We start from the raw sequence: 23,545 nt of genomic DNA, 5'->3' as shown, positions 1-23,545 counted from the left end.
AACCGCATTATAGGGAGGCATGGTACGTCACTGAATTGGACCAATGGCAGCGCTCGCCATGAAGCGGGTAGCCGGATGTTAAAAACAAAAAAAAGCCCCGCCGGGTAGATGGGGCAAGGTCTCGTCTTCTGTTGGAAGCAAGCGTCTAAGGAGGCTTTTGAGAAGGTTTAGCCGAACCGCTCCGGTCGGAACGGAGACAGGTCCAGGCTGGGCGGCTGTTGCCGGATCAGCTCGCTGACCAGCTGGCCGGTGATGGCAGCGAGGGTCAGCCCCAAGTGACCGTGGCCGAACGCCAGGGTGACTGTCGGATGGCTGGTCAGTTGACCGATCACCGGTAGCGAATCCGGCGTCGACGGGCGGCTGCCGACCCAGGAGGATTTAACCGGCAGCCGCTCGCCGAGCATCTGCTCGGCATGGCTTTGCATCGCATCGGTACGAGCCGGGTCCGGCGCCGCCATTGGGTCGGCAAACTCGGCGGTGCCGGCAATACGGATGCCATCGTGCATCGGCGTCAGGAAGATCCCCTTGTCCAGCCAGCCGACCGGCCGGCTGAGCCGCTGGCGGTCATCGGCCAGGGTGACGTGATAACCACGTTCGCTGACCAGCGGGATCGACAGACCGAGCTGTTGCAGCAGCGATTTCGAGGCGGCGCCGGCGGCGATCACCAACCGGTCCACCTGCATCTGCTGCAGGGTGGTTTGCAGCCGAACACCCTGCTCAAGTGGCTGCAGGTACTGTACCCGGTCGCGCACGAAGCGGCCGCCGCCGGCGATGAAATGCTCGAAATAGCGCCGGCTCAGGCTCAGTGGGCAGAGCGTATGGCGCGAGTTGGTATAGTGAACACCGCCGACATGAAAGCCGTGCAATGCCGGTTCCAGCTGCTGGACCTGTTCGCGGCCCAGGAACTCCATGATCACCCCCTGCTGGCGGCGCTCCTGCAGTTCGCCGTCGCGCGCCTTGTGGTAGCCCTGCTCGCTGCTGAACAGGCCGAGAATGCCCTGCTGTACGATCAGCTCGTTGGCACCGCTGGCATCGATCAACAGCTGGTCGGCGGCCGGGGCCGCTTGGTTGAGGGCGGTCAGTGCCGCGCGGCCGCGTCGGTAGTTGCCCGGCAGCGTGGCCTTCATGAAGTGCCAGCCGTAGGGCAGCAGGTTGGGCAGGTAGTGCGCCTTGATCGACAGTGGGCTCTGTTTGTCGAGCAGCATCTTCGGCATCTTGCATAGCAGCGGCCAACTGGCGAACGGCAGCCGTGCATAGTCGGCGAACAGGCCGGCGTTGCCGAACGAGGTGCCCAGGCCCGGTTCGTTCTGGTCGATCAGGGTGACCCGGCAGCCGGCGCGCTGCAGGAACAGCGCGCAGCTGAGGCCGACCACGCCGGCACCGATGATGGCGACTTCAAGTCTGTCAGTGTTCATCTGTCACGCTCCTCGGTCAGGCCGGCTGGCCGACGGCGCTGTCGCGCCGCCGCATCAGCAACTGTTGTGCGACCACCGGCACCAGCAGCACCAGGCCATACAGGTCGCTGTCCAGCCCCGGGGTGACCAGCATCATCGCCGCGCCGACCGTCATCGCCCGGAACAGCACCGGCAGGGTGCGCAGGAAGTAACCGCTGATGGCGATACCGAACACCACGATGCCGAGGCCGCAGGAGAGGGTGGTCAGCAGGTATTCGTACCAGGTGAAGTAGTCGTCCAGCACGATCAGCATCGCCGGCGAGTAGACGAACACGAACGGCATCATGATCTTGGCGTTACCCAATTGGAAAGCGCTGATACCGGTGCGGAACGGGTTGGCATTGGCGATACCGCCGGCGGCATAGGCCGACGTGCAGACGGGCGGCGTGATCTCCGACAGGACCCCGTAATAGAGCACGAACAGGTGCGAGGCCAGCGCCGGTACGCCGAGGTTGGCCAGCGCCGGCTGGGCTACCGCGCTAAGCATGATATAGAGCGCCGCGGTCGGCAGGCCGGCGCCCATCAGGATGCAGGACAGGGCGATCAGCATCAGCGAGATGAACAGCGTGGCCTGATCCAGCGCGAACAGCTCGAACGGTAGCCAGGCGGTGGCGGCGACCGCCAGTTCGCCGAGGTTCTGGGCGCCGGACGTGACCAGGAAGCCGAGCCGGAACGCCACCCCGGTGGTGGTGATCACGCCGACCACGATGCCGACCGCCGAACAGGCCGCGCCGACCGCCAGTGCATACTTGGCACCGGTTTTGAACGCCTCGTAGACGTCATGCAGGCTGATCCGGTTTTTCGGGTTCAACAGGCCAACCAGCAGACAGGCGCTGATGCCTGAAAAGGCTGCCATATAAGGGGTGAAGCCGCTGAACAGCACGCAGATCAGTACCACCAGCGGCAGCACGGTCATCCAGCCGTCGCGCATTACCTGGCCGATGCGCGGTATCTCTTCGCGGGAACAGCCGACCAGGCCCAGCTTCTTGGCCTGGAAGTGGACGATGGTCAGTACGCCGATATAGTGCATGATCGCCGGCGTCGCCGCCGCCAGTACGATGCTGCCGTACGGCATCTGCAGGTTTTCCGCCATGATGAAGGCGGCCGCGCCCATGATCGGCGGGGTGATCTGACCGCCGGCGGAGGAGGCGGCCTCGACGCCCCCGGCGAAGTGGCCCGGATAGCCGAGCCGTTTCATGTTCGGGATGGTCAGTGAACCGGTGGAGACCGTGTTGGCCACGGCGGAGCCGGAGATGGTGCCGAAGAATGCTGACGACACCACGGATACCTTGGCCGGCCCGCCGGCATATTTGCCGGCGATGACCGTGGCGATATCGATGAAGAACTGGCCCAGCCCCATGCGCTGGGCGATGACGCCGAACAGTACGAAATGGAACACCACGGTGGAGACCACCCACAGGGTGACGCCGAAGATCCCTTCCTGCGGGAAGTAGATGTTGTTGATGAATTGTGACCAGCTGACGCCGGGGTGGCGCAGGATATCCATGGGGATGTACTGACCGAACAGCGCATAACCGGCAAACAGCAGAATGATCAGCGGCAGCACTGGTCCCAGCGTACGGCGGGTCGCTTCCAGCACCAGTACGATCAACAGGCTGCCGAAGACGATATCGAGGGTGGCCGGATTGCCCTGGCGCAGCGCCTGCTCCGCCAGCTGAATCTCGATGCCGAACAGGCTGATATCCAACCCCATCCAGGTGACGCCGATATAGAGCGAGGCGGCCATGCTGAGCGCCGCCAGCAGATAGTCGTACAACGGAATCCGGGCGAAGCCACGGCTGTCGGTGCGCTGCCAGGCTTTGACGCCGGCGTAGTAGATGAAGATCATCGACAGCACACCGGCCAGGTGGATGCCCATATGCCAGTAGTCGGTCGGGATGCCGAAACCGGCGGTGATGTAGTGATACAGCGAGAACAGAACCAGGAATAGGCCGCAGCCGAATTCAAGCTTCTGGGGCAGCTTGCGGGTCTGCAGCTCGGAGTCGTATTTCTCCTCCAGATGCTGCAGCTCGTCTTGGGTGATCTGTTCCATAACAAACCTCGTTCGATATCAGGCGGACAGCGTGCATGGGGTGTGGATGTGGTCCACCCCGTCAAACGGATAAAACAGGAAGCTGGATGGCCGGGCCGGTCATCGCCGAGCCGTCCGCTCGGCGGCGCGATGATCGCCGCGTGGCAGCGGCGAATAGGGCCGTTGGGCTCTGCGCGGCGCTGCCGCGCAGAGCGGTCATTCTTACTTCAGTGCGCCGGCTTCACGGTAGAAGCGCTCGGCACCGGGGTGCAGCGGGATGGTGATGCCGCTGAGTGCGGTGTCCAGCTGGATCATGCTGGCCTTCGGGTGGCCGTTGCTGAACAGCTTCTTGGTGTTGTCGTTCCACAGCGCCTTGGTGATGTTGTAGGCCAACTCCTCGGACACGTCGCTGCTGGTCACCCACTGGGCGCCGCCGGCCAGGGTGTTGACGTCGTAATCGACCCCTTCATAGGTGCCGGCCGGAATGGTTTCGGCGTAGTAGTAGGGCAGTGCCTTGCGGATGGTGGCGATCTCTTCATCGCTGAATGAGTACAGTTCCATCCCTTTGGTGGCATCCAGTTGAACGATCGCCGCCACCGGGGTGCCGGCCACGTAGAAGTAGGCGTCCAGCTGGCCGTCGGCCAGGTGTTCGGCACTCTGGGTGTTGTTCAGTTCGGCTTCGTCGATGTTCGAGCGGTCGATACCGAACTCCTTCAGCAGGCGCAGTACCGCCACCTGGGTGCCGGAGCCGGCCTGGGCAATACCGACCCGCTTGCCTTTCAGGTCTTTCAGCGAGTTCAGCTTGGCGCCCTCGGGCAGCACCAGGTGCATCTCTTCCGGGAACAGGTTGGCGATCACCCGCAATTTGTCGTACTTCGGCTTGCCTTCGAACTTGCCTTCGCCGTTGAAGGCGGTGTGGACGATGCCGGCGATCGCCAGGCCGGATTCCATCTGGCCGGACTGTACGCCGGTCATGTTGGCCACCGAGGCGTTGGAAGACTGGGCGATGGCGACCAGGCCCGGTACGCCGCAGCTGCCACCCTGGTCACAGGGTCGTGAACCCGGCGGGTTGCTGATCGCATTGGCGATCAGGCCGGCGATCGGGAAGTAGGAACCGCCGGCGCTGCCGCTGCCAATGCGGAAGAACTGCATGTCGGCGGCGGAGGCGAAGCCGGAAACGGTGGTGGCGGCGGCCAGCAGGGTGCCGGCGATCATGTTTTTAATGCGCATAGCGATGCTCCTAATTGTTTTTATTGGTGCAAGTGCTTTGGTTGTGTCCGTCCGGCTGTTCGATGGAGCAACCAGGCGAATCGATCAGGCTGGACCGGTGGCAATGAGCGCCAGGGTCAAATGAAAAATCCGGCATGTTGGAACATCCGCTGCCGGGTCCGTTGGCGGGGGTATGCAACCATCGAGGATCTTCATTGTTGTTTTTGTTCTGCCGGCAACAGATGGCCGGATCAGTACAAGAGCCTTGATGTGGCCATTATTTGTTCGGCAAGATATAAATAAAAATATTATTTACTTAACAGTTGTTCAGGTTTTCTTATGTTTGGAGGTTGGCGATGAACTTACGGCAGATGGAGGCGTTTCGGGCGGTGATGATGACCGGTTCGGTCTCCCAGGCATCGCAGCAGCTGTTCAAGAGCCAGCCGGCGGTCAGTATGTTGATCAAGGAGCTGGAGGCGGATGTTGGTTTCCAGCTGTTCGAGCGGCGCAAGAGGCGGCTCTACCCGACGCCGGAAGCCAGCTACCTGTACAAGGAAGTGGAGCAGATCTTCAACCGGATCCACGATGTCTCCGAGACCGTCAAGGATATTGCCAACAAGCAGTATGGTTTCCTGCGGATCGGCTGCATGCCGGGGCCGTCGTTCTGCTTCGTGCCGGATATCCTGTCCGATTTCCTGCGCGAACGGCCGCGGGTGCGGGTGTCGATGCAGACCCGCGCCTCGGCGGCCGTCGCCGAACGGGTGGCCTCCTACCAGTACGATATCGGCTTGGCCGAGGTGATCGGTTCGGCCAGCCGGCAGGTGGACGCCGAGGTGTTCGCATTCAGCTGTCTCTGTGCGCTGCCGGTCGACCATTCGCTGGCCGACGAGCCGGTGATCCGGCCGCAGATGTTGGACAACGAACCGCAGATCACCCTGCATAGCGACCATATGACCTACCACGATCTGCAGAAGGCGTTTGCCGCCGCCAACAGCCGGATGAACGTGCGCTTGCAGACCCGCTTCTTCCTGCCGGCATTGCGTTTTGTCGAGCGCGGTCTGGGGGTCTGCGTGGTCGACCCGATGTCGGTCAGCAGCTACCGGGCCTACGCGCCGGCGGGGCGGTTGCTGTTCCGTCCATTTGAACCGGATATCACCATGAAATGCGGTATCCTGTTCGCCAAGGGCACGGTCAGGTCGCAGATGGCCGAGGCGTTTGCTGAGCGGTTGCGCGAGGAGATGCTGGCGCTGCAAGCCGATCCGCTGGCACTGGTTAACGACACTGTCTGATCCGCAGTCGAAGGCGCGACAGTTGTAACCGGCCCGGATCGTCGTAAAATCGAGCGATCCAACCTTCGCTTACAGGCCCGCCATGGAACTCGAACTGCTGCTGACCTACCTGGTCGCCATTACCTTGCTGACTATTACGCCGGGCGTCGACACCCTGCTGACTATCCGCAACAGTGCCCGCGGTGGTTGGCGGGATGGTGCGGTAACCAGTTTCGGCATCTGTTCGGGGCTGTTTATCCATGCCACGGTGTCGGCGGTGGGGATCTCGGTGATCCTGATGCAGACCGCCTGGGCATTCAGCGCGCTGAAGCTGATCGGCGCCGGCTACCTGATCTGGCTGGGGCTCAACAGCTGGCGGGCGGTGTTGCGCGGCAAGCAGACGCTGCTGAACGAAGGCTTGCCACCGGCGAGTGGTGGTTTCGATATGTCACGCTCGCTGCGCGAGGGCTTTCTGTCCAACGTGCTGAATCCCAAGACCGCGATCTTCTATATGGCGTTCCTGCCGCAGTTTATCGACCCGGCCGGCTCGGCGTTCTGGCAGTCGATCACCCTGGCGGCGATTCACTTCCTGATCGCCATGCTCTGGCAGTGTGGCCTGGCGTTGATGGTCAACCGGGCCAAAGAGCTGCTGCAGCGGCCGCGGGTCAACCGCACATTCGGCGGCCTGACCGGCTCGGTGATGATTCTGATGGGCCTGCGCTTGGCGGTAACCGACTAGTTTTTCTAATTCCGGCCAGGACAGTGGTCGCTCGATCGGCGGACCCTCCGCAGCCCGGTGAATCCCTACAGGTAGCGCGGAGCGTTGCGGATGATTGCCGGATCACGCAGGGTATGACTCTCACTGATTAGCGATGCTCATCACTAGCGACCGAGGTGTTGGATTGGTGTCAGTCGAGCCGATGTTAACTCAAAACTGTTCACCCATTACTACATAAAAAACATAAAAAAACGGCCGCGCCGGGATCACCGGGGCGGCCGTTGTGTTGAACCGGCGGACACCCTGGTACGGTGCCCGCGGTTTACCGAGGGTTAAGCTTTGCTCGGTGCGACGGTGACTTCCGGCTCGCCGTCCAGCTGACGCTGGTAGTCGTCGAAGCCGGCCTGCACCGATGCTTCCGGTTCGCCGCTCAGCAGGCTGACCACGACGATTGCGATGCTGGCGAAGATGATGCCCGGTACGATCTCGTAGACATCGAAGATGCCGCCGGAGATCTGCTTCCATACCACCACGGTGATACCACCGACGATGATGCCGGCCAGCGCGCCGAAGCGGTTCATCCGCTTCCAGTACAGGCTCAGTATCAGGGCCGGACCGAAGGCGGCGCCGAAGCCGGCCCAGGCGTAGGACACCAGGCCCAGTACGGTGCTGTCCGGGTTGAGTGCCAGCAGCATGGCGATCAACGACAGGCCGATGACCGCGAAGCGGCCGACCATCACCACCTCTTTCTGGGAGGCGTTCTTACGGATGATCTGCTTGTAGAAGTCTTCCGCCAGTGCCGACGAGGAGACCAGTAGCTGGGAGTCGGCGGTGGACATGATCGCCGCCAGGATCGCTGCCAGCAGGATACCGGCAACCACCGGGTTGAAGATGGCGTTGACCAATACCATGAAGATCTTCTCGCCGTCGCCCAGGCTACCAGCCATCTGGGTGTCCACGTACGGGATACCGACCAGGCCGATCAGGATCGCGCCGGCCATCGAGATGGCGCTCCAGATAACCGCGATGCGACGGGCGGTCGGCACGTCGGCGTTGGAGCGGATACCCTTGAAGCGAGCCAGGATGTGCGGCTGGCCGAAGTAGCCCAGGCCCCAGGCCATCAGCGAGATGATGGCGATGGCGGACAGCGGTTCGCCCTTGACGTCGTTCCAGACGGTCAGCAGTTCCGGGTTCTTGGTTGCCAGGGCGTTGAACATCTCGCCGCTGCCACCGATGGTCTGCATCGCGATCAACGGTACGGTGACCAGTGCCGCGGCCATCAGCAGGCCCTGCACCAGGTCGGTCCAGGAGACTGCCAGGAAGCCGCCGAACAGGGTGTAGGAGACGACGCAGATGGTGCCGACTACCAGCGCCACGGTGTAGTCCAGACCGAATACGGTTTCGAACAGCTTACCGCCGGCTACCAGGCCGGAGCTGGTGTAGAACAGGAAGAACAGCAGGATGAAGAATGCCGAGATCACCTGTAGCGCCTTGGAGTTGTCTTCGAACCGGTTGGCGAAGTACTCCGGCAGGGTCAGCGAGTTGTTGGCCGTTACCGAGTAGGTACGCAGGCGCTTGGCAACCATCAGCCAGTTGAGCCAGGTGCCGGCCAGCAGGCCGCCGGCCAGCCACAGGGACTCCATGCCGGACGCAAAGGCGTAGCCCGGCAGGCCGAGCAGCAGCCAGCCGCTCATGTCGGATGCACCGGCCGACAGCGCTGCCGGCCAGGGGCCCAGCGAGCGGCCACCCAGGAAGTAATCCGCAGAGCTGGAGGTACGTTTGTACGCATAGATACCGATACCCAGCATTACTGCCAGGTAAACGAGAAAGGTGCCGATAATGGCGCCACTGTTTTCAATCATTCGGGGTAAACCTCTCGTTTCTTATCGTTTATGTGACCAGTCATTGCCCGCGAGAGGAGCTGGCTGCTGGTCTCGGGAGACAAAAAGCCCTGCGACAAAAGTCGTAGGGCTTTCTGAATAGGGCGCGCAACTTAATCCTCTTTTCCGCCCAACTCAAGCAGTGTGGCGTTACCGCCCACTGCGGTGGTGTTGGTGGTGCGGGTCCGCTCGGTGATGAAGCGGTGCAGGTAGTAAGGGCTACCGAGGGTTGGCATCTTTGCGCAATCGGTTTCGGCGACCAGCTGGGCCAGGTTGCCGTCACGCGCCGCCAACAGGCGGTTCAGTTCGGCGACACGGCTGTTGCCGCAGTAGGCGACGCCGGCCAGTTCCGGCCGCTGGATCAGGGTTTCCAGCGGGCTGTCGGCGCCGAGTACCTGGACCACGCCGGCCGGCAGACCGGCCTGGGTCAGCAGCTTGTGCAGGCTGACGTGCAGGTTGTGTGGTTCACCGGCCAGGATCACCACGTTACCGGCGATCAGCGCGGTAACCAGCTGGCCGATCACTGCAGTCTCGTTGGCGTTGCTGTCGGCGGTGATCACGAACAGGCCGCGGCCGGCGGTGAGCAGTACGTTGGCTTCGCCGGTCGGCCCCGGCAGCGGCATCTCGTCGCCGATCTGACGCTGGGCGTTGTCGATCTGCCACAGCGCCATCTGGGCACTGCCGTTATGCAAGTTGTTGGCGAAGCGTTGCAGCAGCTGGGCGCGGCCGCTGACGCCGAGATCGTTCCAGCTTTCCCACTGGGCCTGGGCGGTGGCAACGGCGGTCTGGATAGCCTGGCTCATGATGCGTCTCCTGTAGCAGCAACTTCATGGGTAAAGCGCAGCAGGTAGCGCGGGCCGCCTGCTTTCGGGCCGGTACCGGACAGGCCTTGGCCGCCGAACGGCTGGACGCCGACCACGGCGCCGATCTGGTCGCGGTTGATGTAGGCGTTGCCGACCCGGGTACGACGGGCGATCCGGTCGGCGGTGCGCTCGTTACGGCTGTGTACGCCGAGGGTCAGGCCGTAGCCGGTGGCGTTGATGCTGTCGATCACCTTGTCCAGGTCGCGCGCCTTGTAGCGCACCACGTGCAGGATCGGACCGAACTGCTCGCGCTTCAGCTGGCTGATATCGCTGATTTCGAAGGCGGTCGGAGCCACGAAGGTGCCGCGCTCGGCATCCATCGGCAGCGGTGTCTGGCCGATCAACTTGGCTTCGCGCTTCATCCGCTCGATATGTTCCAGCAGGCCGGCCTGGGCGTCGGTGTCGATCACCGGGCCGACGTCGGTGCTGTGCAGGTACGGCTTGCCGACCACCTGTTCCTGCATGGCGCCTTCGATCATCGGGATGATCCGGTCGGCCACATCCTCCTGCACGAACAGTACCCGCAGTGCCGAGCAGCGCTGACCGGCGGAGGCGAAGGCGGAGTGCACCACGTCGCGCACCACCTGCTCCGGCAGTGAGGTGGAGTCGATGATCATCGCGTTCTGGCCGCCGGTTTCGGCGATCAGCGGTGCCGGCGCGCAATCGCGTGCCGCCAGCGCCCGGTTGATCAGCTGGGCGGTTTCGGTGGAGCCGGTGAAGGCCACGCCGGCGATGCGCGGATCGCGGGTCAGCGGCGCGCCAACGGTGGCGCCGTCACCCGGCAGCAGTGCGATGGCACCGGCCGGAATACCGGTTTCAAGCAGCAGCTCGATGGCGCGTACCGCGATCAGGCTGGTCTGTTCGGCCGGCTTGGCGATCACGCAGTTGCCGGCGACCAATGCGGCGCTGACCTGGCCCAGGAAGATCGCCAGCGGGAAGTTCCACGGGCTGATGCACAGGAACACGCCACGACCGGCCAGTTCGATCTGGCGCGGCTGGCCGTCGAAACCGGTGATGGTCTTGGGTGTCAGCTCGGCGCGCGCCTGCTGGGCGTAGTAACGGCAGAAATCGACCGCTTCGCGGATCTCGTCGATGCTGTCCTGGATGGTCTTGCCCGCCTCGCGGTGGCACAGCGCGACCAGCTCGCCCTCGTGCTGCTCCAGCAGATCGGCTAACTGTTCCAGGTATTTGCCTCGCTGGTCGACCGGCGTCGCCTGCCAGCCCGGCAGGGTATCGGCGGCGCATGCCAGGGCTTCGTCAACCTCGGCGGTGCCGGCCCAGTGCACCTGGCCGACCAGTTCGCTGCGGTCGTACGGCGCCTTGACCGGTTGCAGATTGCCGGTTTCACGCAGCTGGCCGTTGATCAGCGGACCGCCGGTCCACTGGGTCTCCATGAAGGCATCGACCGACTGCTTGAACGGCTGCCACTCGCACTCGATCTCGATATTCGGACCCTTGGAGTTGGTGCGGTCGTCGAACAGCTGGCGCGGCTGCGGGATGTACGGGTTGGCCAGCGACGAGCGGCCCTGCAGCACCTCGACCGGGTGGTGTACCAGGTCGGCGACCGGGTGACGGGCGTCGACCAGGCGGTGTACGAAGGAGCTGTTGGCACCGTTTTCCAGTAGACGGCGTACCAGGTACGGCAGCAGGTCTTTGTGGCTGCCGACCGGTGCATAGATGCGCACGTTGACGTCGTGCAGCTTCAGTACGGTGTTGTACAACGCGTCGCCCATGCCATGCAGGCGCTGGAATTCAAAATCGCGGTGGCTGGCCGTATTGATGATCGCCGCCACGGTGTGTGCATTGTGGCTGGCGAACTGCGGGTAGATCTTACCGCGCACCTGCTCGCTCAGCAGGAAGCGGGCGCAGGCCAGGTAGGAGACATCGGTCGCCTCTTTGCGGGTGAACACCGGGTAGCCGGACAGGCCGCGCTGCTGGCACAGCTTGATCTCGGCATCCCAGTAGGCGCCTTTTACCAGCCGCACAGGGATGCGGTCGCCCTGGTCGGCGGCCAACGCGGTCAGCCAGGCCAGTACCGGCAGGGCACGCTTGGAGTAGGCCTGGATCACCAGACCGAAGTTGCCCCAACCCTTGGCGGCCGGATCGCGGTACAGCTTTTCGAACAGTTCCAGTGACAGCTCCAGCCGGTCGGCTTCCTCGGCGTCGATGGTGATGCCGACATCCAGTGCCCGGGCCTGTTTGATCAGTTCGCGGACCCGCTCGAACATCTCGCTCATCACGCGGGCGTGCTGACCCACTTCGTAGCGCGGGTGCAGCGCCGACAGCTTGATGGAGATGGTCGGACGCGGGCTGTCGCCCTTATAGCTGTCCTGGCCGACAGAGGCGATCGCCCGGCTGTAGTCGTTGAAGTACTTGTCGGCATCTTTGGCGGTCAGTGCCGCTTCACCGAGCATGTCGAACGAGTAGGTGTAGCCCTTGTCGCGGTAGTTCTTGCCGCGCTTCAGCGCCTCTCCGATATCACGGCCCAGCACGAACTGGTGGCCCATGATCTTCATTGCCTGGTTCATCGCCTTGCGGATCACCGGCTCGGAGAACTTGTTGACCAGACGGTTCAGCACATTAGCCGGGCTGCCATCTTCCTTCTCGTCCATGGTGACCACTTTACCGGTCAGCAGCAGACCCCAGGTGGAGGCGTTGACCAGCAGCGAATCGGAGCTTTTCAGATGTGATTTCCAGTCTGCGACACTCAGTTTGTCGCGGATCAGGGCATCGGCGGTCTCCGCATCGGGAATGCGCATCAGCGCTTCCGCCAGGCACATCAGCAGGATGCCCTCTTTGGTATCCAGGCTGTATTCCAGCAGCAGGGCGTCGACCATGTGGATGGCGCCATCGTCGGCGCGCACCTTATTAATCAGGTCGGTGGCACTGTCGGTGGTACGGCTCAGCTCGGCTGCGCTGGGCTCGGCCAGCGGCAGCAGCTCGCGCAGCCATTGGGATTCGTCGACCGCGTACAGCGGTGAGATCAGCGGCCAGATCTCTGCGGGTTTACGCGCAGTGAATTCCGGCTGGAGTACATCGATGGCCTTGAACATAGCTCTTAGTCCTCAGCATCCGGCGATGGGAGATCGCGTGGAAATCAATCTTGTTATCTTGAGGATGGCACTTTAGTGACAGCGGCAAGGCGGGTCTTGCAAAAAACTCCGGATTTTTTGTGCCAGACTCCGGTGGCTGTGCGGGATTGATGATTAAATGTTCAGCCCAAAGGCTGAACGCTTGTTTTAATTTTTTACGCAATCCAGAGCTGTTCAAACGCAAAAAAGAGGCCCGTCTTACACTGGCCGATGGCCGTGAGTTAATACCCTGAACGAGCCGGTACGCCTGAATTTAAAGGTTTAGCGTATTTTCTGGTATGGCTTGTTGACGGTGTGTCATTAGACTGGTCAAGTCCGGCGAGCGTTATGTTTCACCAGCTTTACTGTTCATTGTCGGTCGTTTGATTTGGCAAAACTTTTCTTTGATTTCGCAAAACTTTTTTTCTCTGAACTAGTGAATACTTCGCCACCACATTGCGGCGGGGTTCCGGACAGCACACAGGGTCGCTTTAGGCCGGGCTAGGCGGGGCAAGAGAATGGTTCAATAGGGGCGAAGGAAATGGCGGATAGCTTGATTGTTGCGGCGGTCAGCGGCCAGGTGTGGATCGTATCGGCGGACGGTGAACGCCGTGAAGCCAAGGTGGGCGACCGGATCGAAGAGACCGACAAGGTCGTCCTGAGCGAAGGCGCTGATATCCAGCTGCAGTCAAGCGACAGCGGGTCGGTCAACGTTGTCGAAGCGGGTGAGTACTCGTTCGCCGAGCTTGCCGAGCTGCTCCTGGCCCAGTCGGACTACGACGACATTCTAAATGAAGACGCCGATGACATCGCCCAGCTGCAACAGGCGATCCTTGACGGCGTCGACCCGACCCAGGCCTTCGAGGCGCCGGCCGCCGGTGGTATTCAGGATGCCGGTGTCCGCACATCGTCCGAAGCGGTCACTCTCTCTCGAACCGGCCAGGAAGTGTTGCCGGACAGTGGCTTCGATACCGGTAATACCGGCAGTGCCGGCGCAGATGATAATCGGCCGCTGAACCCGGGCCGCCGGGATTCAACCGTCGAGTTTACCGCTACCTTGGATTCCAGCACCGACACTGATAGCAGTGCTGGCGGTTCCGATGGTGAATCCGGAACCAGCCCGTCAGAACCAACTGAGCCGACCGAACCGACCGAACCGACCGAACCGACCGAACCGACAGAGCCGACCGACCCGACCGATCCGACCGATCCGACCGATCCGACCGATCCGACCGATCCGACGACTCCGACGACTCCGACGACTCCGACGACTCCGACTGCCCCGTCCGACTCCAGCCCGCGCATTTCTCTGACAGCTGTTGAGTCCGTTACCGAAGAAGCGGTGACAGCGGGCCAGGTGATTGCCAATTTCACCTCGAGTGATCCAGATGGCGATGCACTGACACACCAGCTGCTCAATAACGACAATGGCTACCTGGCGCTGGACGGCAATACGGTGCTGCTGACCGCCGCCGGCGTCGCGGCGATCAACAATGATGAATTGGACCTGCAGAGCCTGAGCGTCAGCGTGCAGGTCACGGCCGGCGGCAAGAGCGCCGACGACAGCGACAGCACCGCCATCAACCGGGTCGACGAGGGTCCGAGCATCACCGTCACCGCGGTGGAATCGCTGACCGAGGAGTCGGTGGCCGCCGGTGATACCGTCGCCACCTTCGTCTCCAGCGATCCGGAAGGCCAGCCGCTGACGCACCAGCTGCTGAACGACCCGCACGGCTACTTCCAGATCGACGGCAATACGGTGCTGCTGACCGCCGCCGGCGTCGCGGCGATCAACAACGATCAGCTGGACCTGCAGAGCCTGACGGTCAGCGTGCAGGTCACCGCCGGCGACCAGAGCGCCGATGACAGCGACAGCACCGCCATCAACCGGGTCGACGAGGGCCCGAGCATCGAGGTAACCGCGGTGGAATCGCTGACCGAGGAGTCGGTCAGCGAAGGCCAACAGGTTGCCACCTTCACATCCAGCGATCCGGAAGGCCAGCCGCTGAGCCATCAGCTGCTGAACGATCCGAACGGTTACTTCCAGATCGACGGCAATACGGTGCTGCTGACCGCCGCCGGCGTCGCGGCGATCAACAATGACGAACTGGACCTGCAGAGCCTGACGGTCAGCGTGCAGGTCAGCGCCGGCGATCAGTCCGCCGACGATACGGACAGCACCCTGATCAACCGGGTCGACGAGGGCCCGAGCATCGCCGTCACCGCGGTGGAATCGCTGACCGAGGAGTCGGTCAGCGAAGGCCAACAGGTCGCCACCTTCACATCCAGCGACCCGGAAGGCCAGCCGCTGACGCATCAGCTGCTGAACGATCCGCACGGTTACTTCCAGATCGACGGCAATACGGTGCTGTTGACCGCCGCCGGCGTTGCGGCGATCAACAACGATCAGCTGGACCTGCAGAGCCTGAGCGTCAGCGTGCAGGTCAGCGCCGGCGACCAGAGCGCCGATGACAGCGACAGCACCCTGATCAACCGGGTCGACGAGGGCCCGAGCATCGCCGTCACCGCGGTGGAATCGCTGACCGAGGAGTCGGTCAGCGAAGGTCAGCTGGTCGCCACCTTCGTCTCCAGCGATCCGGAAGGCCAGCCGCTGACGCATCAGCTGCTCAATAACGGCAACGGCTACCTGGCGATCGACGGCAATACGGTGCTGTTGACCGCCGCCGGCGTCGCGGCGATCAATAACGATCAGCTGGACCTGCAGAGCCTGAGCGTCAGCGTGCAGGTCAGCGCCGGCGACCAGAGCGCCGACGACAGCGACAGCACCGCCATCAACCGGGTCGACGAGGGTCCGAGCATCGAAGTCACCGCGGTGGAATCGCTGACCGAGGAGTCGGTGGCCGCCGGTGATACCGTCGCCACCTTCGTCTCCAGCGATCCGGAAGGCCAGCCGCTGACGCACCAGCTGCTCAACGACCCGCACGGCTACTTCCAGATCGACGGCAATACGGTGCTGTTGACCGCCGCCGGCGTCGCCGCGATCAACAACGATCAGCTGGACCTGCAGAGCCTGACGGTCAGTGTGCAGGTCACGGCCGGCGACCAGAGCGCCGACGACAGCGACAGCACCGCCATCAACCGGGTCGACGAGGGCCCGAGCATCGAAGTCACCGCGGTGGAGTCGCTGACCGAGGAAGCGGTCGAAGTAGGCGATACCGTGGCCACCTTCACATCCAGTGACCCGGAAGACCAGCCGCTGACACACCAGCTGCTCAATAACGACAACGGCTACCTGGCGATCGACGGTAACAGCGTGCTGTTGACCGCCGCCGGCGTCGCGGCGATCAACAACGACCAGCTGGACCTGCAGAGCCTGACGGTCAGCGTGCAGGTCACCGCCGGCGGCAAGAGTGCCGATGACAGCGACAGCGTTCTGGTGGTAAGGGTCAACGAAGCGGCCAGCTTTGACGACCAGCAGCACAGCTATGCGGAAAACCAGCAAGCGAACGCCATTATCGCCACTCTTCAGGCTGATGATCCTGAAGGCGTAACAGGCTTCAATTTTAAAGCGACCGGCACCGATACCAGCGAAGACGGCTACTACCAGATCGACGGTGACGGCAACATCCGCATCACCGCGGCCGGCGTGGCGGCGCACGTCAACGACTTCGAGCAGGGCAGCAACAGCGGCCAGTATGTGGTGACCCTGACCGACGGTGGCGGTCGCACCAGCGATGCCACCATCACGCTGACCGAGACCGACCTGGATGAGGCGGCCAGCTTCGCCGACCAGAACTTCGACTACGCCGAGAACCAACAGGCTGGCGCGGTAGTGGCGACCCTGGAGGCGTCCGACCTGGACGGCATCAGCGACTTCGGCTTCAAACACGCCAACGGCAGCGTGCAGGCGACCAGCGAAGACGGCTACTACCAGATCAATGCCCAGGGTCAGATCAGCATCACCGCGGCCGGCGTGGCGGCACACGTCAACGACTTCGAGCAGGGCAGCAACAGCGGCCAGTATGTGGTGACCCTGACCGACGGCGGCGGCCGCACCAGCGACGCCACCATCACGCTGACCGAGACCGACCTGGACGAGGCGGCCAACTTCGCCGACCAGAACTTCGACTACGCCGAGAACCAACAGGCCGGCGCGGTGGTTGCCACCCTGGAGGCGTCCGACCTGGACGGCATCAGCGGCTTCGGCTTCAAGCAGGCCGATGGCAGCCTGTCTGCCACTTCTGCCGACGGTTACTACCAGATCAATGCCCAGGGTCAGATCAGCATCACCGCGGCCGGCGTGGCGGCGCACGTCAACGACTTCGAGCAGGGCAGCAACAGCGGCCAGTATGTGGTGACCCTGACCGACGGTGGCGGTCGCACCAGCGACGCCACCATCACGCTGACCGAGACCGACCTGGATGAGGCGGCCAGCTTCGCCGACCAGAACTTCGACTACGCCGAGAACCAACAGGCCGGCGCGGTGGTTGCCACCCTGGAGGCCTCCGACCTGGACGGCATCAGCGGCTTCGGCTTCAAGCAGGCCGATGGCAGCCTGTCTGCCACTTCTGCCGACGGTTACTACCAGATCGACGGTGACGGCAACATCCGCATCACCGAGGCCGGCGTGGCGGCGCACGTCAACGACTTCGAGCAGGGCAGCAACAGCGGCCAGTATGTGGTGACCCTGACCGACGGTGGCGGTCGCACCAGCGACGCCACCATCACGCTGACCGAGACCGACCTGGATGAGGCGGCCAGCTTCGCCGACCAGAACTTCGACTACGCCGAGAACCAACAGGCCGGCGCGGTGGTTGCCACCCTGGAGGCCTCCGACCTGGACGGCATCAGCGGCTTCGGCTTCAAGCAGGCCGATGGCAGCCTGTCTGCCACTTCTGCCGACGGTTACTACCAGATCGACGGTGACGGTAACATCCGCATCACCGCGGCCGGCGCCGCGGCACACGTCAACGACTTCGAGCAGGGCAGCAACAGCGGCCAGTATGTGGTGACCCTGACCGACGGTGGCGGCCGCACCAGCGACGCCACCATCACGCTGAACGAGACCGACGTCGATGAAGCCGCGAATGCCCCGACGTTAGACGTGCTGGCGGCCCAGGGCGATGAGGACGAGGCGATTGCGCTGTCGATCAGCGCCGAGTTGACCGATGCTACGGAGTCTCTGTCCATCGAGATTCGCGGTATTCCAAGTGGGGCGACCCTCAGCAATGCCCAAGGTGAGCTTGCTGTATCGAACGGGGTGGCGTCGCTGAATCCGGATGATCTCGCAGGGCTGAAGATCAAGCCGCCGCTGCACAGCGATGTTGACTTCGAGCTGAGCGTGGTTGCCGTTAGCACGGTCGAGGAGACCGGTGACCGGGCCGAGACCGTCGCCCCGCTGACGGTCGCGGTCAATGCGGTGGCCGACCAGCCGATATTGGCGGTCGAGCTGGGCGAGCCGGAGCCGATTGTGGTGGATGGCGGGACTTCGACTGTTTTCCAGTCCACCTTCGGTAATAGTGGCTCCGATGACTTTGTCGATTCGGTGGATGGCTGGCAGACCAGCTCCGACAAGATCGAAATGTGGAGTGGTGATGGTGCAGGCGACTATATCGAGCTGAACGAAGATCCCAGTCATAACCATCCGTTCCCGGATGCGGAAAATATCTACCGCACGGTGGATACCGTGGAAGGGGCGGTCTATACGCTGACCTTCGACTACTCGCCGCGCGCGGGCTACAGCGACTGGGTGAACAAGGTCGACGTCAGCGTCGGTGATCAGGTACTGGCAACAGTGTCTGCGGATGGTTCCGGTAACTCTGGCAATGAATGGTCCAGCCATACGCTGACCTTCGTCGGCACTGGCGAGTCGATGCAGATCGAATTCAGTGCTGCAGGTTGGGCGGTTGATCAGGGCCGCGGCATGTTCCTGGATAATATCGAGCTGACCCAGGACCTGGGCGATGTTGAATCGGGCATGGTCAGCGTGGCGCTGGATATTACCACCGCGTTGGTCGATCAGGATGGTAGCGAGTCATTGCTGGTCCGTGTTGAGAACCTGCCGGACGGCGCGCGTCTGTCGGCGGGTAGCGAGCAGGACGGTGTCTGGACGCTGACGCCGGCGCAACTCGATGGACTGCAACTGATCGCGCCGGAATCTGCTGGCAACTTTGAACTGAAGGTGACGGCGGTAGCTACTGAGCAACCGTCCGATGATGGCTACGAACTGGCGAACGATAACAGTGCGTCTGCCTCGGTAACCGTGCCGGTTGTGCTGGCCGAGTCATTCAGCCCACAGGCCGACAGCCTGAATGTGACTGAGGGCGAGCAGACCTCGGCGCAGTTCAGCGTGCTGGATAACGATCAGCCGGCCGATCAGGTCCAGTTACAGGTGGTGGCATTGGCACAGGATGGCGACGGCAGCGGCGCGGTAGACCTGTCCATCGGTAATGGTCTGACGCTGGTGACCGCGCTGGGTGGTACCGTGGTGATGCAGAGCAACGGTCAGTTCAGCTATGCGGCACCGGTGGTCGACAACAGCGAAGGAGCTGTCGTCGATTCCTTCACCTATCAGCTCAGCGATGGTGAATCCACGTCGAACTGGGTGACTGTGACCCTCAATATCAGCGATACCGGGGTTACCGCCCAATTGGATCAGGTTGACGCGCAAGTCGGCGGCGAACCGGTAACCGGCAATGTGTTGACCAATGACAGTTCGCTGGACAGCAACGATGCGCAGCCACTGAGACTGACCCAGATCTCCAATGACAACGACACCGTTGAGGTTCCGGCCGACGGCACCGTCCAGATTGCTGGCGAGGGTGGCGTACTGACCATCGCCAGCGACGGCAGCTATAGCTATACGCCGTCCGAACAGGCAGCTTCTGAAACCACCACCGCCAGTCTCAATATGACCGATTCGGCGCTGGGCCTGCGGGATTCCGATCCGCTGCTGGTCAATGGCAAGCTCAACCTGGCCGCCGCCAGCGCCGACTATGTATCAAGCGCCGGTTCCGGCCTGGGCGTGGGTGACAACGAAGGCAACAACAACGGCAGCAATGACCCGATCGACACGGACGCCAATGGCCAGGAAGCGCTGCTCTTCAGCTTCGGCGCCGGCACCTCAGAGGTCACCGCCGGTCTGCAGAACGCCACCGGCAATGACGATATCTCGATCCGGGTGTTTGACGCCGAAGGCAATGAAATCGCCGCCGAACTGGCGTTCTCCGGTAATGGCAACAATATCACCAGCGTGACCGTCAGCTCGGAAACCGATATCGGATATATCGCCTTTACCCTGTCTGAGAGTTCCAGCAACAACGACAACTATCGCGTTGACTCAGTGGCATCGGTTACCACGTCGGTCGCCACGGATATTTCCGACCAGTTCACCTACACGGTGGTCGATTACGATGGCAGCGAGGCGACCGCCACCCTGACGGTGAACCTAGGCGCGGAGCTGCAGAACCAGGCCCCGGAGGCGGTCGACGATCCGGCTGGCGAGGCTTACGCCATCGGCTTGGGTGATCTGGGTGATCAGAATCAAGATCAGGATAACTGGAGTGCCGAAGCCCGGCAGGCCCAGGGGGTAACGGTCAAGGCCTATGACCTGCAGGGGCAGGAGACCGAGCTGACCTTTGGCGATGGTAATAAGATCGGCGTGACCGGCGATGCCAACGGCGGCCCGGCGGAGCAGATCCAGTACAGTGCCGCCGAGGATGCCTCGGAAGCGGTGCTGATAGAGTTCGACGGCTATGTTACCGAAGCCAATCTGGGTATCTCCCATCTGTTCCCCAACGAGTTCGGCAGTGGCGAACTGGCGCAGTGGAGCGCCTATCTGGATGGCCAGTTGGTGGCGACCGGTACTATCAGCGATGCCGATGACGACAGCTTCACCACTGCGGTCGATACCGCTGGCAAGGTATTCGATAGCCTGCGGCTGGAAGCGATTGCCACCGAGGGCAATACCGACAACACCACCGATAACTCCGACTTCTTTATCACCGGTATCAGCGCCTTGGGCAGTGCGGCGGTGAACAGCCCCTATACCGTATTGGAAGGGCAGACGCTGAATATTCTCGATAGCCAGCAGGATCTGCTGGCCAACGACAGTGATGCCGACGGCGACAGCATTGCAATTACCGCCATTGAAGTTGGCGACGAAAGTCATGCGCTGGTGAACGGCAGTGTCACTGTTGCCGTCGACGGCGGATCGCTGACGGTGAACAGCGACGGCAGCTTCAGCTACAGCGCCGCTGATCAGGGGTTGGCCACCGGCGAGATCAAGCCGGTCAGCTTCGGCTATACGGTCAGCGATGAGTCCGGGGAGACCGATACCGCCCAGGTGCAGCTGACCGTGATCGGCGTGAATGTGGGGCCTGTACTGCAGATTACCTCGGCGGAAGAGCTTACCGAGGGTGAAGCCGCCGCGGGTCAGCGGGTCGCAACCTTTACCGCCACTGATGCCGATGGCGATGCGGTCACCACCGACTTTGCCGACGGCAGCAATGCGAACGGCTACTACGCGTTGCAGGTCGGCTCCGTGGTGCTGACGGCGGCAGGTGCGGCCCATGTCAACGCTGGCGGCAGCCTGCCGTTGATCCGGTTGGTTGCCGCTACCGCCGATGGTAATACCGACAGCGCGCAGCAAGCGGTTAACGTACTGCCGGCCGTCAATACCCCGCCGGTCAGCGAGTCGTTCACCATTCAGCTCAGCGACAGCGATGCGGTCGATATCGCCTTTGCCGAGCAGGGCGAGGTATCCGATACCGAGGATGGTGCCGACAGCAGCAAGGTTACCCAGGTGGTGATCCTGACGCTGCCAACCAACGGTGTGCTGCTCTATAACGGCCAGGCGCTGAGTGCCGAGGATCTGTACGATCCTGAGTCGGACGATCAGCCGCGGGCCTTCGCTCTGGATGCACTGCAGTACCAGGTCAGCGACGAACTGGCTGACAGCGGCGAGATCCTGCTCGGTACCAAGGATGAAACTTCGGTGACACGGGATAACTGGGGCGAAGTGCCGGCATCCGGTGCCGAAGACAGTCTGACCAAGCGCACGGATGGCGGCCTGTCGGCCACCACATCGATCGCTTCGAACGCGCAGGACCAGCAGAGCTCCGGCAATATCGGCAGCAAACTGGCGCAGTACGATGGCGAAGCTGATCATATCGGCCAGGGGCTGGCTGATGATGAAGGCCAGGGGATCAACCAGGGTGACCTGATCAGGGTCGAGTACAACGACACCATGAACGGGGCCGAGATCGGCCTGGATGGGCTCGGCGGCCACTTCGACATCGGCAGCGACCAGCTGGCCAGTGCCAAGGTCACCGCCTACCTGAATGGCCAAGTGGTGGCCCAAGCCGAGGTTTCTTCCGATCCGCTGGAAGCGACGCTGGTACTGGATGCCGAGTTCGACAGCCTGGAGTTCACTACCAACTCGGAGCACGGTTCGAACTACGAGATCAAATACATCGAAGCGCAGACTGAGGTCGAGGCCAGCGACTCCTTCGATTACCAGCCGATCGATTCGGATGGTGCACTGGGCGAAACCAGTACCGTGACCATCGAGATTACCCTGAACGGCGATGAAACCACGCCGGTAGAGCTGACCATGGCCGAGGACGGCTCACTGCTGGTCAGTGCCGATCAGCTCGGCGAGCAGGTAGGTCAGGGCTTCAGCCTGCAGGATGCCGCCACGGTGGAGATCAGCAATGCCGAGCAGGCCGAACTGAGCGTCTATCAGACCGATGAGGGCACCGTGCTGGTGCCGGCGGAGGACTTCAGTGGTGAGGCGGAACTGAGTTATACCCAGCTTAACGGCGACGGCAGCCGTAGTTTGAGCAGTTCGCTGACCGTCGGGGTCACCCCGGTGGCGGATGCGCCGGAGCTGGAAGTCACTGCCGAGGCGATCCAGACCCTGGCAACGGATGCCGACGACGGCTTGGAACGTGAGGTTTCGCTGAATCTGGATATCCGCAGTGGCGACAGTTCGGAATATGCCGGCCTGTTCGCGTCGAATCTGCCGGCAGGCGCTCGATTGAAGGTTGGTGGTCAGGAGCTCACCGCCAACGACCAGGGCGTGGTGGACCTGTCGACGCTCAGTAACCAGCAGCTGGCCGAGCTGAAATTGGTGGTCGATGACGCGTCGCTGGCAGGGTCGACGGAGATCAAATTCACCGCCACCTCGACCGAACAGCAAACCGGTGAAACCCGCAGCGACAGCCAGACGCTGACCATCGCGCAGCAGCAGCTGGAGCGCTCGGACGATACCGGCCACCAGGGCGAGTACCTGCTGACGGATGGTGTTGATCAACGCGCGGTCGATGTGACGGTGAACCTGCACGCCTATGACGCTGAATACGACAACGGGCTGGGCGTGTACAGTGCAGCCGACGGTGCGGACGGCGGCAAGACATTGCTGGGCGGCGTCATCGTCGAAGAGGATGCCAGCGAGCCGTTCACCGATGGCGACAGTGACGGTATCGATCAAACCAAACAGCTGTACCTGGACAGCGACGACTCGCTGCTGGGCGATGCCGACTCGCTCGGTCTGTTCATCCTGCCGGATGCCGATTCGCCCTCGGCGGGCCAGGTGAGCGGCTATCAGGAGGGAGCAACCGTCGGTTTCGAACAAAATGGAACGGGTTACTCGGCTACGCTGGGCGACGATACGGTTGAAACGGCGAATGCCAGCGACCGCGTTTTCTTCAGCCATGATGCGCTGAACCCGGAGGGTGCTGCTTACGAGCAGCAGACGGCGGACGCCGGAAGTGGCCAACAGGATGGCTCAAGCCATGTCTGGGAGGATACCCAGGATTCGCCGACCACTGATGATGTCTGGACCTCCTATGAAGTGACCGAAACCACCGTGGTGGTCGATACCAGTGAGCTGCTGGTCGACGAAGAGGAAGATCTGGAAGCCCTGCTGGATGGCGCATTGGGCAGCAGCGCAGAGGCGGCGGAGATCCGCAGCGATGAGGAAGCGGCCGCGTCGACCCCGGCCGAGAGCTTTAATGCCGATATCGCACCGCCCGAAACGGTCGTGGTGGATCTGACTACCCGGGTGGACGAATCGCCGGTCTGAAGG

Annotated in this window: 9 protein-coding genes; 3 read left to right on the top strand and 6 right to left on the bottom strand. The window is 62.5% G+C overall.

Annotated features, from left to right (window positions below):
- Positions 1–167 precede the first annotated feature (167 nt).
- The 3 genes from K6T12_RS03105 to K6T12_RS03095 all read right to left on the bottom strand — a co-directional run bounded on the left by K6T12_RS03105 (position 168) and on the right by K6T12_RS03095 (position 4,716).
- The gene (locus tag K6T12_RS03105; protein ID WP_222219374.1) at positions 168–1,415 is read right to left on the bottom strand and encodes an NAD(P)/FAD-dependent oxidoreductase; all 1,248 of its coding nucleotides are present in this window, start codon (positions 1,413–1,415) and stop codon (positions 168–170) included.
- Between the two features lie 16 nt (positions 1,416–1,431).
- The gene (locus K6T12_RS03100) at positions 1,432–3,507 is read right to left on the bottom strand and encodes a TRAP transporter permease (RefSeq protein WP_222219372.1); all 2,076 of its coding nucleotides are present in this window, start codon (positions 3,505–3,507) and stop codon (positions 1,432–1,434) included.
- A 201-nt stretch (positions 3,508–3,708) separates the two neighbouring features.
- Positions 3,709–4,716, bottom strand: a complete 1,008-nt coding sequence (locus K6T12_RS03095; protein WP_222219369.1) for a TAXI family TRAP transporter solute-binding subunit — start codon at positions 4,714–4,716, stop codon at positions 3,709–3,711.
- Positions 4,717–5,051: 335 nt separating this feature from the next.
- Between K6T12_RS03095 and K6T12_RS03090 the strand changes: the two genes are divergently transcribed.
- Together K6T12_RS03090 and K6T12_RS03085 are read left to right on the top strand one after the other, a co-directional pair.
- The gene (locus K6T12_RS03090) at positions 5,052–5,984 is read left to right on the top strand and encodes a LysR family transcriptional regulator (RefSeq protein WP_222219367.1); all 933 of its coding nucleotides are present in this window, start codon (positions 5,052–5,054) and stop codon (positions 5,982–5,984) included.
- Between the two features lie 82 nt (positions 5,985–6,066).
- Complete coding sequence (locus K6T12_RS03085; RefSeq protein WP_222219365.1) at positions 6,067–6,702, top strand: LysE family translocator; 636 nt, start codon at positions 6,067–6,069, stop codon at positions 6,700–6,702.
- Between the two features lie 311 nt (positions 6,703–7,013).
- Here the strand turns inward: K6T12_RS03085 and putP are convergent, their stop codons facing one another.
- The 3 genes from putP to putA form a co-directional block, all read right to left on the bottom strand.
- Positions 7,014–8,543 carry a sodium/proline symporter PutP gene (putP, locus tag K6T12_RS03080; protein WP_222219363.1) on the bottom strand — a complete coding sequence of 510 codons (1,530 nt, stop codon included), beginning with the start codon at positions 8,541–8,543 and terminating at the stop codon, positions 7,014–7,016.
- A 131-nt stretch (positions 8,544–8,674) separates the two neighbouring features.
- Entirely contained in the window at positions 8,675–9,364 is a 690-nt protein-coding gene (locus K6T12_RS03075; protein ID WP_222219361.1) for an aldehyde dehydrogenase family protein, read from the bottom strand.
- Entirely contained in the window at positions 9,361–12,477 is a 3,117-nt protein-coding gene (gene putA, locus K6T12_RS03070) for a bifunctional proline dehydrogenase/L-glutamate gamma-semialdehyde dehydrogenase PutA (RefSeq protein WP_222219359.1), read from the bottom strand. The genes K6T12_RS03075 and putA overlap by 4 nt, the downstream gene beginning before the upstream one ends.
- Before the next feature lie 559 nt (positions 12,478–13,036).
- On the opposite strand from putA, the gene K6T12_RS03065 reads away from it, so the two are divergent.
- Entirely contained in the window at positions 13,037–23,542 is a 10,506-nt protein-coding gene (locus K6T12_RS03065) for a retention module-containing protein (protein WP_222219357.1), read from the top strand.
- Positions 23,543–23,545: the final 3 nt, after the last annotated feature.

Origin of the sequence: Marinobacterium arenosum (genome assembly GCF_019795155.1) — a bacterium.
Lineage (GTDB): Bacteria > Pseudomonadota > Gammaproteobacteria > Pseudomonadales > Balneatricaceae > Marinobacterium_C > Marinobacterium_C arenosum.
This window is presented reverse-complemented; position numbering and strand designations above follow the sequence as displayed.